Below are 14,515 nucleotides of genomic sequence, written 5' to 3' on the forward strand. Positions count from 1 at the left end.
GGTTTTTGTTATGTAGAGCCCCTCTAGGGGGTGTTGAAAGGAGTGAGCAAGGTGCAAACTTTTACTAATATGTTCATTCTTGGTGCTGAAGGCGGACTTAATATCGGTGATATGCTAGTTCAGCTGTTTCTTTTCATCGTTCTCTTAGCGTTGCTTAAGAAATTCGCCTGGGGACCTTTCATGAATATGATGAAAGAACGTGAAGATTATATCTCAAATGAGATAGACACAGCTGAAAAGAGCCGTGAAGAAGCTCAAAGAATGCAACGTGAAGCTTCAGAAGAGTTGAAAAAGACAAGACAAGATGCGCAAAAGATTATAGAGGATGCACGTAAAACAGCTTCTCAACAGGAGCAATCCATCATTGAATCTGCTCGTACGGAAGCAGAACGAATGAAAGATAATGCAAAACAAGAAATTGTTCAAGAGAAAGAAAAAGCAATCCAGTCACTTAAAGATCAGGTTGCTTCCATGTCTGTGATGATTGCGTCCAAAGTAATTGAGAAAGAGCTATCTAAAGAGGATCAAGACCACCTCATCCAACAATACATTAGCGAAGCGGGAGAAGAACGATGAGTGAAACAGTCGTTGCGAAGCGCTATGCACAAGCCCTTTTTCAACTTGCTCAGGAACGAAAGAAAGTCGAACAAATCGGTGAAGAATTAAGAACAGTAAGAGAAGTCCTTCGTGGAAATCCTTCTGTGTACACATTTTTAAAGCATCCGAAGATTACAACAGAAGATAAAAAACGTGTATTTTCCAATTCGTTTCAGGGTATGACAACTGAGGTGTTGAACACGTTGAATCTCATTGTAGATCGTCATAGAGAAGACTTGATTATAGATATGATCAGTGAATTTTTGACTAAAATCGATAATCAAAAAGGCATTGCTGAAGCAACCGTTTACTCTGTGCGTGAGCTTTCGGATGACGAAAAGCAGCAAATTTCCAAAACATTTGCTCCAAAGGTAGAAAAGCAGTCCTTGAACATTACAAACATAATTGATTCATCATTGCTTGGCGGAATTCGCGTCAAGATTGGGAATCGAATTTTCGATGGTTCAGTAAGCGGTAAATTACACCGCATGGAACGTGAACTAGTATCGAATAAAAGATGATAGGGGTGAAATAGCATGAGCATCAAAGCTGAAGAAATCAGTGCGCTGATTAAACAGCAAATTGAAAACTATGAGACTGAAATAGAAGTCAAAGATGTTGGTACAGTTATCGAAGTAGGTGACGGTATCGCACGTGCTCATGGTCTTGACAATGTCATGGCTGGAGAGCTTGTTGAATTTTCAAATGGTGTTATGGGCCTTGCACAAAACCTAGAGGAAAATAACGTAGGTCTTGTTATCCTTGGACCATATACAGATATTAAAGAAGGCGACGAAGTTCGTCGTACAGGACGCATCATGCAAGTTCCTGTAGGGGAAGAAATGTTGGGGAGAGTCGTTAACCCACTTGGACAACCGGTCGATGGCCGTGGGCCAATTGAAACGACAAGAACACGCCCGATTGAATCACCTGCCCCAGGTGTTATGGATCGTAAATCCGTAGATGAACCACTACAAACAGGTATCAAAGCGATTGATGCGCTTGTACCAATTGGCCGTGGACAACGTGAATTAATCATCGGTGACCGTCAAACGGGTAAAACATCTGTGGCCATCGATGCTATTTTGAACCAGCACGACCAGGATATGATTTGTATCTACGTCGCCATTGGTCAAAAAGAATCTACCGTTCGTGGAACAGTAGAAACTTTACGCCGTCATGGTGCACTAGACTACACAATCGTAGTTACTGCCAGTGCTTCTCAGCCAGCACCACTTCTTTACCTTGCTCCATACGCGGGCGTATCCCTAGGTGAAGACTTCATGTACAACGGAAAGCATGTACTCGTAGTTTACGATGACCTTTCTAAGCAGGCGGCTGCCTATCGTGAGCTTTCCTTGCTGTTACGTCGTCCTCCAGGTCGTGAGGCCTTCCCAGGGGATGTATTCTACTTGCACTCCCGTTTACTAGAACGTGCGGCTAAATTAAGTGATGCTAAAGGTGGAGGCTCATTGACTGCCCTTCCTTTCGTAGAAACTCAAGCAGGAGACATCTCTGCTTATATCCCTACCAACGTAATTTCCATCACAGATGGTCAAATATTCTTGCAATCCGACTTGTTCTTCTCGGGTGTACGTCCAGCGATTAACGCCGGACTATCCGTATCTCGTGTAGGTGGTTCTGCACAGATCAAAGCGATGAAGAAAGTTGCCGGTACTTTGCGTCTTGACTTAGCATCTTATCGTGAACTTGAAGCTTTCGCTCAGTTTGGTTCCGATCTAGACAAATCAACACAAGCTAAGCTGAACCGTGGTGCACGTACGGTTGAGGTACTTAAACAGGGACTTCACCAACCATTAGCGGTCGAAAAACAAGTCATGATCATTTATGCACTGACAAAAGGTTTCTTAGATGATGTTCCAGTAGAAGATGTCACTCGTTTCGAGTCAGAGTTCCATAATTGGTTGGATAACAACCGTAAAGAACTTCTTTCTCAAATTCGTGAAACAGGAAAACTTGCTGATGACGAAGACATGAGTGGTGCTGTGAAAGAATTCAAGAAAACATTTGTTGTTTCTGAATAAATGAATCATAGCTAGAAAGGGTGGTGAAACAGCGTGGCATCCCTTAGAGACATTAAAGGTCGGATTACGTCTACGAAAAAGACGAAACAAATTACAAAAGCTATGGAAATGGTTTCAGCTTCCAAGTTGAACCGTGCGGAACAAAACGCCAAAAGGTTTGTTCCCTATAGTGAAAAAATCCAGGAAGTTGTAGGAAGCATTGCACAAGGTGGCGGTGATGCGAGGCACCCAATGCTTGAAGCGCGTGATGTCAAGAAGACGGGTTATTTAGTCATTACTTCAGATCGTGGACTTGCCGGAGCGTTTAACAGCAGTGTTCTTCGTAAGGTGTATCAACAAATCCGAAGCAAGCATACCTCAGCGGATGAATACACCCTGATTACAATCGGACGTATCGGGCGTGACTTTTTCCGTAAACGAAACATGCCCGTCGATATGGATATTACAGGAATATCTGATCAACCAGACTTCTCTGACATTAAAGATATCGCTTCAGATACCGTACAACTGTACACAGATGAAAGAATTGATCAGCTTTATATCTTTTACAATCATTACGTCAGTGCAATCACTCAAGAAGTGACAGAGAAGAAGATTCTTCCACTGACGGACTTGAATAAAGAGGGGAAAGCGAGTCGGAGTTCATACGAGTATGAACCGAGCCAAGAAGAGATTCTGGAAGTCTTGCTTCCTCAATATGCTGAGAGCTTGATCTATGGGGCTTTGCTCGATAGTAAAGCCAGTGAGCATGCAGCACGTATGACCGCGATGAAGAGTGCGACCGATAATGCTGATGATTTAATCGGAGATTTGACACTCTCATATAACCGTGCCCGTCAAGCTGCTATTACCCAAGAGATTACCGAAATTGTCGGCGGTGCAGCTGCCCTAGAATAGGAACTCTCGGATTTTGAACAGTAAGTTAGGAGGGAAATCGATGAGTAATGGACGCGTGACTCAAATCATGGGACCCGTTGTGGACGTAACGTTCGACGATGGACAACTCCCTGATCTTAATAACGCATTGCACGTAAGTTACGAAGCGAAAAACGAAAACGAGAAAAGCGTCGATCTTACGCTGGAAGTTGCCCTGCACTTGGGTGACAATACCGTTCGTACCGTTGCCATGTCATCTACCGATGGTGTGATGCGTGGTACTGGAGTTACCGATACAGGTAAACCTATTTCTGTACCTGTAGGGGAAGTGACTCTTGGACGTGTATTCAACGTAGAAGGTGAAACCATCGACCTTGATGAACCACTTGGTGAAGACGTACGTCGTGACCCGATTCACCGTGCGGCGCCAGTATTTGAAAACTTGGCTACAGAGACAGAAATTCTTGAAACAGGAATTAAAGTCGTAGACCTTCTTGCCCCGTATGTAAAAGGTGGTAAGATCGGGTTATTCGGTGGTGCGGGTGTAGGTAAAACCGTACTGATCCAGGAATTGATTAACAACATCGCACAAGAGCACGGCGGTATTTCTGTATTCGCTGGTGTTGGTGAACGTACACGTGAAGGTAACGACCTTTACTATGAAATGACTGACTCCGGAGTTATCAAGAAGACAGCCATGGTATTCGGACAGATGAACGAGCCACCTGGAGCACGTATGCGTGTGGCCCTATCTGGACTAACGATGGCCGAATACTTCCGTGATGAAGAAGGACAGGACGTTCTATTCTTCATCGATAACATTTTCCGTTTCACCCAAGGTGGTCTTGAAGTTTCTGCCCTACTTGGACGTATGCCATCAGCCGTTGGTTATCAGCCGACGCTTGCTACAGAGATGGGTCAGCTTCAGGAGCGAATCACATCGACAGACAAAGGATCCGTTACTTCCATCCAGGCGATTTATGTCCCTGCCGATGACTATACGGACCCAGCGCCTGCGACAACCTTCGCCCACTTGGATGCAACAACAAACCTTGAGCGTAAGCTATCTGAACAAGGGATCTATCCTGCCGTGGACCCACTTGCTTCCACATCTCGTGCTCTAGACCCTGAAATCGTCGGCGATGAGCACTATGAAGTTGCCCGTGAAGTTCAGCGTACGCTTCAGCGTTATAAAGAACTTCAGGATATCATTGCAATCCTGGGTATGGATGAGCTTTCTGATGAGGATAAATTGACAGTTTCCCGTGCGCGACGTGTACAATTCTTCCTTTCTCAGAACTTCCACGTTGCTGAACAGTTCACAGGCCAGCCTGGTTCTTATGTGCCTGTTTCAGAAACAGTTAAAGGCTTCAAGGAAATCCTTGACGGCAAATACGACGATATTCCGGAAGATGCGTTCCGTCTAGTTGGACGAATCGAAGAAGTCGTTGAAAAATCAAAACAAATGCAATAAACAGGTCTGGTGGATAGAGGGGCTTGAATAAAGTTCCTCTTCCTCTTCATGATCAGCCAAGGAGGAATACGAATGAGCACACTGACGGTGAGTGTAGTCACTCCTGATGGCCCGGTGTTGGAAGATGCATTTGAAATGGTCAGCTGTAAGGCGGAAAGCGGTGAACTTGGAATTCTTCCGGGTCACATTCCGATGGTCGCGCCTTTGACAATCAGCGCTGTTCGTCTAAAAGGGGAAGGCAGATCAGATCGTATCGCGGTAAGTGGCGGTTTCTTGGAAGTTCGTCCTGATAAAGTGACGATTCTTGCTCAATCTGCCGAAAAACCTGTCGATATCGATATCGATCGTGCCCGTATGGCCAAAGAACGTGCCGAGCGTCGTCTTCAGGACAAACAAGCCGACATTGATTTCCAACGGGCTGAAATGGCACTCAAGCGTGCCATGAATCGCTTGAATGTTTATGAGAACAACTTTTAAACTGCTTTCTTTATGAGAGCAGTTTTTTTGTGAAAAATACATCTTTTTTCGCCGGCGAATTTTAGGTAGTCCCGTCAAAAAGATGTGAAATGTCTATTATTGCCCGGGAAATGGAGTGGAATATTCCCTCTTTTGTCAGTTTATATTGAACAATTGATGGAGAGGCGAGAGATATCGACATTCCTCAGGGAAGGAGCAGGACCTATGGAACAATACTTTGCAGAAGAAGCGATCCTTAGCATGACCTCGCATTTGATTTTCATCATCATTACGTGGAGGGTATTGCAGTCGATTAATTTTGATGCATTCTTCAGGAAAAACAAAGTCTTTGAGGCAAGAGCTTTACTCATTATCGTCACCATCGCTCTAGGTACAACGGTAAGCAACTTCTTTCTTGATTTTATTAAGTGGTCAAACAGCCTTATATATCTATTTTAATGACGATAGACAAATGTCTAAAGTTGTTAGGAAATGTATCGTATGAATGTGCTCTTCTCAGGTCAAACTTATAGTAAGAAAATGCTTGGGGAGGCATTCAAAATGAAAAGTGTTTTGGCTGGAATAATTGCTCTATTTATTATAGGAACAGGTGCTTATCCACAGGAAATGACAGGCGCTCAAAGAACCCTCTTAGAGTTTTCGTCATTTGCTGCGGATAAGCAGCTTGAAGTAAGTGGCTGGACGATAACGATGAAGGAAAAGGTGTCTAGAAAAAAGGCAGACGAATTGAAAAAGGAGATGACAGAGTTCTGGTCTGATCCTGTCGTAACGGAAGAGGTTACGATGAATGCCGAGAAGTACACCGTCAAAAACAGTCATAAAAACGAACAAATCATCGAAAGTTTTAGTATGATTGTTCCAAAAAATGCTTGGAGCGATGTGGAAGTGGTTTATACCACAGAAGGACAGGGAACACCTTCATTAACAAACATCAATCAAACGAACATGAATGAAGTATCTCGTCGATTTTTCACAAAAAATGTCACTAATTTCTCTTGTATTAAGACCAAATTTAGTGGTATTATTGATGATGTTTTAGTGTATAAAAAATTCAAACAAGCTTTCGACATAACAACAATAGATGAAATCGACGAAAACGGTTGGACGAGCAGGACCGGATACACCCAAAAGTGGGATCAGGCCATTGATGCTGGGGATCGAATGATGAACGTTCAATTCGCAACCCGAACTTTGGGCGGGGAGACAAACATCACGATTGGCACACCCATAATAACTGCTGAATATTAATAATAGTGAATATGGACGCGGAGGAGAATGAACCTTGGAAAAAATCATCGTCCGTGGTGGGAGGCAGCTGAATGGTACCGTTAAAGCAGAAGGTGCCAAGAATGCCGTACTGCCTGTCATCGCAGCAAGTATTATTGCAAGTGAAGGAAAAAGCGTACTGCACGAAGTACCCGCTTTAGCTGATGTATATACGATCAATGAAGTGATCAGACATATGAATGCAGATGTAAATATGGTGGGGAATACAGTCACGGTAGATGCTTCTAATGAATTGGAAACAGAAGCACCAATAGAATATGTAAGAAAAATGCGCGCCTCTGTTCTTGTATTGGGACCACTTTTGGCCCGGTATGGCCATGCTAAGGTTGCTATGCCAGGAGGATGTGCTATTGGTTCACGTCCAATTGATCAACACTTGAAAGGCTTCGAGGCAATGGGAGCTGAAGTAACCGTTGGAAACGGTTATGTGGAAGCTGAAGTAAACGGCCGCTTAAAAGGTGCGAAAATTTACTTTGATGTCCCTAGTGTTGGTGCGACAGAAAACGTCATGATGGCTGCAGCTCTTGCAGAGGGAAGGACAATTCTTGAAAATTGTGCGAAAGAACCGGAAATTGTCGACCTGGCGAACTATTTGAATAAAATGGGCGCAAACATCGTTGGTGCAGGAACAGAAACGATCCGCATCGAGGGTGTAGAAAAACTTGTTGGTACGACTCATACTATTATCCCAGACCGTATTGAAGCAGGTACATTCATGGTAGCTGCAGCGATTACTGGTGGGAATGTTCTTGTACAAGGTGCGATGCACGAACATTTACGCCCCCCTTGTATCCAAAATGGAAGAGATGGGCGTGATCATTCAAGAAGAAGATAGTGGATTGCGTGTGATCGGGCCTGATATTCTACAAGCAACAGATATTAAAACGATGCCACACCCTGGCTTCCCGACAGACATGCAATCTCAAATGATGGCTCTGATGTTGAATGCAGCAGGCACGAGCGTCATTACGGAAACCGTTTTTGAAAATCGCTTCATGCATGTCGAAGAATTCCGTCGTATGAACGCGAATTTGAAAATCGAGGGTCGCAGTGTCATCGTAGAAGGACCATCCTCTTTACAAGGCGCAGAAGTCGCTGCAACCGATCTAAGAGCCGGAGCAGCGTTGATCCTAGCCGGTTTAGTTGCCGATGGATACACAAGGGTAACGGAACTTAAGCATTTGGATCGCGGATATGTGGATTTTGCTGAGAAATTAGCTACACTCGGCGCTGATATTGAGCGTGTCAGAGAAGAAGAAGTTTATTCAGAAGATCACGAACCAAGCGAATCAGTATCGACATTATAATATATACATCTTCTTAGCTTGCCTGTTTCAATATTTTTGAAATAGGTAAGCTTTTTTAGTTCTATCATCTTCTATTTCTGGATACATTTTTAGTAGAGGGATTTACTATGTAACCAGGAGGATGCGGATGAAAATGAAAAAAAACAATGGAGTCGGAATACTTGCTGTATGTGGTTTATTCACAATAATACTTATCCTACCAACGATGATCGTCGTCCCATTTACGAATTCCGGGGGTACAGAAGAAGTGAAGGAAACTCCACAAACAGAAGAAGTAGCGAGCGTGGAGGACTCTCCATTTGCGGTCAAAGTATTACGCAGCACGACAAAAGAAATCGAAGAAGTTCCTTTGGAAAGTTATGTTGCTCGAGTCGTAGCTTCTGAAATGCCCGTAAACTTCGAAATGGAGGCACTGAAAGCTCAGGCCCTTGCTGCAAGGACTTATATTACCCGTCACTTGGTCCGGGGTGAGAAAGTTTCTCCAGAAGCAGACGTTACTGATACGGTCAGCCACCAAGTTTATAAAGATGAAGATCAACTGCGAAGCCAATGGAAAGACAATTATGAAGAGAACATGAAAAAAATCACAGAAGCTGTCAACGCGACCAAAGGTGAAATCATTACGTACGATCAACAGCCTATCACGGCAGCTTTCTTTTCAACGAGCAACGGCTACACTGAAAATGCAGGAGATTATTGGGAGCATGACATTCCCTACCTTCAAAGTGTGGAAAGTCCATGGGATCAGGAATCACCTAAATTTGCTGATCAAAAAATCATCACAGTTGCAGAGCTTGAACAGACCTTAGGAGTAAGCATAGGGACAGGAATAGAGCAGACAACGATGACGAAGACAGAAGGAAACCGAGTAGACGAAGTCCATTTTGGCGACCATACGTTTTCAGGTAGAGAAATCCGTGAAAAAATCGGGCTCCCATCCAGTGACTTCAGCATCAAGCAAAAAGGGGAACATGTCATCTTCACAACGAAAGGCTATGGCCACGGTGTAGGAATGAGTCAGTACGGTGCCAACGGTATGGCGAAATCAGGCAAGGATTACAAGGAAATCATCCATCACTATTATCAAGACACAGAAATCGCTCCACTAAGCACACAAACGGCATCGTTAACCATTGAAAAAGAAGACCCAGTAAACTAAAGAGCTGCCCAAAGCAGCTCTTTTTTTCTTTGTTCAAACTTATTGTCTTCAACAATATGGCAGGATTGTGGAAGACATGATTTCGAGACTTTCCGGGGGTCGTTGCCCGGGTTGAGCGCCAGGGGTGGCTGGGAAGCTACTCGCTTTCCTGTGGGGGAGTGCCGAGCTTCCTCGGACTTCGTCCTGCGGGATCTCGCCTATCTCCTTTCTTCCACGGGAGTCTCGCAGCCCCCATCCACTCAACAAAAGTCTCGAAAATGAGTAATCAACAAGCGGGAGCGATTCTTGTATAAGCACTCTATAATTTATAAATTTTTTCCTGCTAATGTATATAATCCCAAAGAAGTGTTCAGAATGGTTTTTGAGGTGATGAACATGAAAGAAGAAGGTAAGAAAAGCGTGACTAAATTAAAGTTCAAACGCTTGATGCGCAAGAAGTGGTTGTACCCAGCATTGTATTTGTCAGTGGCTGCATTAGTGCTTGTCGGAGTGTTCTGGTATCAGCAGGGAGCCAGTGATTTGGAAGACCAAATCGCAGAGCAACCAGATTCCAAAGTCCAAGATGAGTTTTTGACGGCAGATAATGAGAAAGATACTGTACCGGTCATGGAACATCAGGAAAACTTGGAAATGCCTGTAGCTGATGAAAAGGCAGCATCCATTGTCACTAAATTCTATGATTACGACGCTTCCGAGCAAGATCAAGAAAGTGCACTGGTCCTATACAACAATAAGTATTACCAAAGTGAAGGCGTAGACATTACTAGAGAAGATGGAGAAGCTTTCGAAGTGACAGCAGCTCTGTCAGGAACAGTTACAGAAGTTAAAGAAGATCCGCTATACGGCAATGTTATTGAAATCACACACGATGAGAACATTTCAACTGTGTATGCTAGTTTAGAAGATGTCGATGTATTAGCAGGATCTGATGTAGCACAAGGTGAAGTTCTTGGTTCTGCAGGTCGTAACTCCTTCGGTCAAGCGAGTGGTGTTCACGTACACTTTGAAGTACGAAGTGACGGCCAGCCTGTAAACCCTGAAGAGTTTTTCGGTCAGCCGATGAGTAAGATCATTGAAAATGCCGGAGAAGAAGTTCAGAAAGAAGAAGAAGCTCCAGCTGAAGAGCCACAAGAAGACAGCGAAGAGCCTTCTGAAGGTACAGAGCAATCTTCTGACGATGCAGAGCAGTCTACGGATGAAGAATTGAATACGGATGAAGATCCAGCTGGTTCTGAAGATGAAGAGCAATCACCAGATGAAGATAGTGCCTCTTCCATCTCTACCACACAGACTTAAAAAATGAGGGTTCTGCCCTCATTTTTTTTATTTATAGCGCGGGTAACTGTTTGTTCGAGCAATGCGTTTAAGCATGTATGAAGCCCTTTATGATACATAAGATGAAGAAATGGTTTTTAATCATATGTACAAAGCATAAATTTACAAGAAATCACATCAGCCCATGCATCATCTGGCATATCTTAGAACTTTTATTAATACAATGAGGATAACCGAGCACTCGGTAACATCCAGGGTGATACAGCATGATTTAACTTCCAGAGTAACCACCCACACAACATAATTGAACCGCTTTCCTAAGAATCCCACCCCCTTGGATAGTCAATCACAGGAGGCGAGTGGAGTGCATGATTACATCAAAGAGAGGACCATCAAGATCGGAGAGCACATTATCGAAACGAAAAAAACGGTGAGAGTCATTGCCAAAGAGTTTGGAGTTTCTAAAAGTACAGTTCACAAAGACTTGACCGAAAGACTTCCGGAAGTGAATCCCGAACTTGCCAAGGAAGTGAAAAAGATACTCGATCACCATAAAGAAATACGCCACCTCAGGGGTGGAGAAGCGACCCGTAGAAAGTACAAATCCCAAATTGTGGACGATCAACCTGTTCAACCTCTCGCATGAACACTGTTTTCCTCCCTTTGTCACATTTCCTCGATATTTGGTAACTTTTTTCATATCTCAAGAGACGGATGTCGTAATTTTGTGATAGAATAAAGAACTAGATGTGCATGATTTAAATAGAAAATAGAACTTGAAACAATAGGGAAATATAAGTTGAAGGAGATTGATCTCCATTGCCGGTGTAACGTAACGGATTACGAGGGTCCTGCACGTTACTTGGATTATGTTTTTTACAATAGGGAGGATCTACAGAACATGTTTGCGAGAGATATAGGAATTGACCTGGGTACTGCGAACGTACTCATCCACGTAAAAGGCAAAGGAATTGTATTGAACGAACCGTCGGTGGTTGCCATGGACCGTAATACTGGGAAAGTGCTTGAGGTAGGTGAAGAGGCCCGCCGGATGGTCGGACGTACGCCAGGCAATATTGAAGCCATCCGACCGCTGAAGGACGGTGTCATTGCAGATTTTGACGTAACTGAGGCGATGCTGAAGCACTTTATCCAAAAAACGAACGTGAGAGGATTCTTATCAAAACCGCGCATGCTGATCTGTTGCCCAACGAACATTACGAAAGTGGAGCAAAAAGCGATCAAAGAAGCGGCTGAGAAATCCGGTGGTAAAAAAGTATATTTAGAAGAAGAGCCTAAGGTAGCAGCGATTGGTGCCGGTATGGATATCTTCCAACCAAGCGGGAACATGGTTGTCGATATCGGAGGCGGCACAACGGATGTCGCTGTTTTGTCCATGGGTGATATTGTCACGGCTTCTTCCATTAAGATGGCTGGTGATAAGTTTGACCATGAGATTCTACAATACATTAAGAAAGAGTATAAACTGTTGATCGGGGAGCGGACAGCTGAAAACATTAAGATCAGTGTGGCCACGGTTTTCCCTGGTTCAAGAAACGAGGAAATTGAAATTCGCGGTCGAGACATGGTGTCTGGATTACCACGAACGATCTCCGTCAATTCTGAAGAAATTGAAAGATCCTTACGTGAATCTGTACAGGTGATTATTCAAGCAGCGAAACAAGTGCTGGAACGTACACCACCTGAATTGTCTGCGGATATCATAGACCGTGGAGTCATTATGACGGGCGGCGGGGCTCTTTTGCATGGCATTGACCAACTGCTCGCTGAAGAGCTGAAGGTTCCTGTGCTCGTAGCTGAATCTCCGATGGATTGTGTGGCTACAGGTACAGGCATCATGCTCGAAAATATCGATAAGCGTATCTCAACCAAACTATAGTTTAGATGGGAACGGAAGGAGTGAAGACACCTTGTTAAGGGGATTTTACACAGCAGCAGCAGGTATGATGGCCAACCAGAGGATGCAGGAAACGTTGTCGAATAATATGGCGAACGCGTACACACCCGGGTACAAAGCAGACCAGGGTACGATGCGTGCTTTTCCAGAGCTATTGATTGAGCGGATGGGAAGCAAGACGATCCCGACGAAGAATGGATTCAAAGTACCTGATGCCGGACATGTAGGATCCCTTAACACAGGTGTGTATATGCAGGAAGCCGTTCCTTCTTTTATACAAGGAGACTTGAAAGAAACAGGGGTGGGGACAGACCTTGCCCTTGTACAAAATGAGGTGCCAGACGAATCCGGTTCCCTTTTCTTTCGTGTCCAAAATGAGGATGGGGAAGAACGATACACACGTAATGGGAACTTCACCGTGGATGGCGAAGGTTTCTTGACGACAAACCACGGGTATTATGTTTTGGATAGAAACGGTGATCCGATCGATACGGGTGGCATGGAATTTAAAGTTTCAAAAAATGGTGAGCTTACAGTAGGTGGACAGGCCTTCACCCTTGGAGTGTCTTATACATCGGATGCTTCTCAAATGGTTAAAGAAGGAAACGATCTATTTCGTCTTTCTGAAGAGGGGAGCATCATTGTGAACCCTGGAGAAGAAGAGGGCGTGGGTTACTCCATCCATCAGTCTCATCTGGAACGTTCAAATGTCGATCCGAACAGGACGATGACAGAAATGATGAATACATACCGTTCATTCGAAATGAACCAGCGTGTCTTAAAAGCTTATGATCAAAGCATGCAAAAGGCTGTGACGGAAATCGGAAGAATTAGTTAAGGAGTGTGGCAACCTACATGAATCGTTCAATGATCCAATCGGCTGTGACGATGGGGCAGCTGCAGAAGAAGCTGGATCTTGTCGGAAACAACTTGTCCAACAGTGAAACGACGGGATACAAAAGCCACAACGCCGATTTTTCTTCATTATTGTATCAACAAATCAATAACCAGTCTCATTCTGATGCAGAGATCGGCCGGGTCACACCAGAAGGCATCCGTATTGGTTCAGGAGCCAAGCTTGGGCACACAAACTTTGACCTGACTCAGGGAAGCTTGAAAAACACTGGCCGGGAACTCGATGTGGCTTTAGTGGAAGATCGTCATATGTTCGGCCTCCGAGTCACGACAGAACAAGGGGAGGAAGTTCACTACACCCGTGCTGGAAACTTTTATTTGAACCCGGTTGAAGATGGTCAATTGCTGTTGACAGATGCGAATGGCTATCCTGTCATCGGAGCGGACGGTGAGAATATTATTCTTGAAGACAACTTTCAAGCGATCACTATTGATTCAAATGGAAGAATTCTTATCACAAGAGATCAAAACCAATTGGTTGAAGGCACGTTGAATGTTAGTGAAGCTGTCCGACCACGTATGTTAGAATCGGTAGGGGCGAATCGTTTCCGTATTCCTGCTAATGTAGAAGAGGATGGAATTATGGGAGATGTGCTTTCTGGAGATGTGAAAATGCAGTCCCAGACGCTCGAAACATCGAATGTGGATGTAGCGAAGCAGATGACAGAAATGCTGATGGCTCAGCGTGCCTATCAATTCAACGCCAAATCCATATCCACAGGCGATCAAATGATGGGGCTTGTGAGTCAACTGAGATCATAAACGTAAGGAGTTTGACGGACCATGGCAACAGATCCTAAATCAACAGGCAAAAAGCTAAATAAAGATCAGGAAAGAGCAAAAAAGCGTCAAGCTTTAGATGAAGCCACGAAGCAGAAGCCAGCAAAAGCATCGTCCAAAAAGCAGAATTCGGAAGCAAAAGATAAAGCTCCGAAAAAAGGACGGCGGCGAGTCCTGCCGATTTGGCTGCGTATCATCCTTGTCCTTCTTTTCAGTGCGGCTGCCTTACTGATTGGACTGATGGTCGGATATGGAGTCATTGGTGATGGCAACCCGACAGACGCGCTTGAAATGGATACATGGCGCCATATTTGGGATATCGTTACGAAAACAGAATAATCTCTAGCTTGTACTTCATTCTATGATATAAGCCAATTCAATATGCAGAACACGAGTCGTTATGGC

15 protein-coding genes and 1 pseudogene are annotated in these 14,515 nt (G+C 44.2%); all 16 read left to right on the plus strand.

Features of this window, described 5'->3' with window-relative positions; genetic code table 11:
* Window positions 1-51: 51 nt before the first annotated feature.
* The 16 genes and pseudogenes from LC065_RS07085 to LC065_RS07160 all read left to right on the plus strand — a co-directional run bounded on the left by LC065_RS07085 (window position 52) and on the right by LC065_RS07160 (window position 14,449).
* Entirely contained in the window at window positions 52-576 is a 525-nt protein-coding gene (locus tag LC065_RS07085; RefSeq protein ID WP_226592709.1) for a F0F1 ATP synthase subunit B, read from the plus strand.
* Window positions 573-1,118: a F0F1 ATP synthase subunit delta gene (locus LC065_RS07090; protein ID WP_226592707.1), complete on the plus strand. Its 546-nt coding sequence runs from the start codon at window positions 573-575 to the stop codon at window positions 1,116-1,118. The genes LC065_RS07085 and LC065_RS07090 overlap by 4 nt, the downstream gene beginning before the upstream one ends.
* Before the next feature lie 15 nt (window positions 1,119-1,133).
* Window positions 1,134-2,642 carry a F0F1 ATP synthase subunit alpha gene (gene atpA / locus LC065_RS07095; protein ID WP_226581409.1) on the plus strand — a complete coding sequence of 503 codons (1,509 nt, stop codon included), beginning with the start codon at window positions 1,134-1,136 and terminating at the stop codon, window positions 2,640-2,642.
* Between the two features lie 33 nt (window positions 2,643-2,675).
* A complete protein-coding gene (locus LC065_RS07100; RefSeq protein WP_226592705.1) occupies window positions 2,676-3,539 on the plus strand; it encodes a F0F1 ATP synthase subunit gamma in 864 nt (287 codons plus the stop codon).
* Between the two features lie 40 nt (window positions 3,540-3,579).
* Window positions 3,580-4,992: a F0F1 ATP synthase subunit beta gene (atpD, locus tag LC065_RS07105; RefSeq protein ID WP_226592703.1), complete on the plus strand. Its 1,413-nt coding sequence runs from the start codon at window positions 3,580-3,582 to the stop codon at window positions 4,990-4,992.
* A gap of 72 nt (window positions 4,993-5,064) precedes the next feature.
* Window positions 5,065-5,469, plus strand: coding sequence for a F0F1 ATP synthase subunit epsilon (locus LC065_RS07110; RefSeq protein WP_226592701.1), 405 nt, complete (start codon window positions 5,065-5,067; stop codon window positions 5,467-5,469).
* 204 nt (window positions 5,470-5,673) lie between these two features.
* Window positions 5,674-5,907: a DUF1146 family protein gene (locus tag LC065_RS07115; RefSeq protein WP_146817589.1), complete on the plus strand. Its 234-nt coding sequence runs from the start codon at window positions 5,674-5,676 to the stop codon at window positions 5,905-5,907.
* A 102-nt stretch (window positions 5,908-6,009) separates the two neighbouring features.
* Entirely contained in the window at window positions 6,010-6,717 is a 708-nt protein-coding gene (locus LC065_RS07120) for a YwmB family TATA-box binding protein (protein WP_226592699.1), read from the plus strand.
* A gap of 34 nt (window positions 6,718-6,751) precedes the next feature.
* Window positions 6,752-8,063, plus strand: a pseudogene (murA, locus tag LC065_RS07125) (UDP-N-acetylglucosamine 1-carboxyvinyltransferase).
* A gap of 133 nt (window positions 8,064-8,196) precedes the next feature.
* Window positions 8,197-9,222 (plus strand): stage II sporulation protein D, encoded by a 1,026-nt coding sequence (gene spoIID / locus LC065_RS07130; protein WP_306163945.1) that lies wholly within the window; start codon window positions 8,197-8,199, stop codon window positions 9,220-9,222.
* Window positions 9,223-9,597: 375 nt separating this feature from the next.
* Entirely contained in the window at window positions 9,598-10,518 is a 921-nt protein-coding gene (locus LC065_RS07135; RefSeq protein WP_264187850.1) for a stage II sporulation protein SpoIIQ, read from the plus strand.
* Between the two features lie 343 nt (window positions 10,519-10,861).
* Window positions 10,862-11,143, plus strand: coding sequence for a sporulation transcriptional regulator SpoIIID (spoIIID, locus tag LC065_RS07140; protein WP_306163850.1), 282 nt, complete (start codon window positions 10,862-10,864; stop codon window positions 11,141-11,143).
* A 255-nt stretch (window positions 11,144-11,398) separates the two neighbouring features.
* Window positions 11,399-12,397, plus strand: coding sequence for a rod shape-determining protein (locus LC065_RS07145; protein WP_226592693.1), 999 nt, complete (start codon window positions 11,399-11,401; stop codon window positions 12,395-12,397).
* Window positions 12,398-12,428: 31 nt separating this feature from the next.
* The gene (locus LC065_RS07150) at window positions 12,429-13,253 is read left to right on the plus strand and encodes a flagellar hook-basal body protein (protein ID WP_226592691.1); all 825 of its coding nucleotides are present in this window, start codon (window positions 12,429-12,431) and stop codon (window positions 13,251-13,253) included.
* A 17-nt stretch (window positions 13,254-13,270) separates the two neighbouring features.
* Window positions 13,271-14,092 carry a flagellar hook-basal body protein gene (locus LC065_RS07155; RefSeq protein WP_226592689.1) on the plus strand — a complete coding sequence of 274 codons (822 nt, stop codon included), beginning with the start codon at window positions 13,271-13,273 and terminating at the stop codon, window positions 14,090-14,092.
* Window positions 14,093-14,113: 21 nt separating this feature from the next.
* Entirely contained in the window at window positions 14,114-14,449 is a 336-nt protein-coding gene (locus LC065_RS07160) for a DNA-directed RNA polymerase subunit beta (RefSeq protein WP_226592688.1), read from the plus strand.
* The last annotated feature ends 66 nt before the right edge of the window (window positions 14,450-14,515 follow it).

The sequence above is a fragment of the Halobacillus litoralis genome (assembly GCF_020524085.2).
Taxonomy (GTDB): Bacteria; Bacillota; Bacilli; order Bacillales; family Halobacillaceae; genus Halobacillus; species Halobacillus litoralis_E.

Bases quoted from the DNA above. Each gene is read 5' to 3' on its own strand.
- LC065_RS07090 (WP_226592707.1), top strand. From the start codon at position 573: ATGAGTGAAACAGTCGTTGCGAAGCGCTATGCACAAGCCCTTTTTCAA.
- atpA (WP_226581409.1), top strand. From the start codon at position 1,134: ATGAGCATCAAAGCTGAAGAAATCAGTGCGCTGATTAAACAGCAAATT.
- atpD (WP_226592703.1), top strand. From the start codon at position 3,580: ATGAGTAATGGACGCGTGACTCAAATCATGGGACCCGTTGTGGACGTA.
- LC065_RS07110 (WP_226592701.1), top strand. From the start codon at position 5,065: ATGAGCACACTGACGGTGAGTGTAGTCACTCCTGATGGCCCGGTGTTG.
- LC065_RS07115 (WP_146817589.1), top strand. From the start codon at position 5,674: ATGGAACAATACTTTGCAGAAGAAGCGATCCTTAGCATGACCTCGCAT.
- LC065_RS07120 (WP_226592699.1), top strand. From the start codon at position 6,010: ATGAAAAGTGTTTTGGCTGGAATAATTGCTCTATTTATTATAGGAACA.
- spoIID (WP_306163945.1), top strand. From the start codon at position 8,197: ATGAAAAAAAACAATGGAGTCGGAATACTTGCTGTATGTGGTTTATTC.
- LC065_RS07135 (WP_264187850.1), top strand. From the start codon at position 9,598: ATGAAAGAAGAAGGTAAGAAAAGCGTGACTAAATTAAAGTTCAAACGC.
- LC065_RS07145 (WP_226592693.1), top strand. From the start codon at position 11,399: ATGTTTGCGAGAGATATAGGAATTGACCTGGGTACTGCGAACGTACTC.
- LC065_RS07155 (WP_226592689.1), top strand. From the start codon at position 13,271: ATGAATCGTTCAATGATCCAATCGGCTGTGACGATGGGGCAGCTGCAG.
- LC065_RS07160 (WP_226592688.1), top strand. From the start codon at position 14,114: ATGGCAACAGATCCTAAATCAACAGGCAAAAAGCTAAATAAAGATCAG.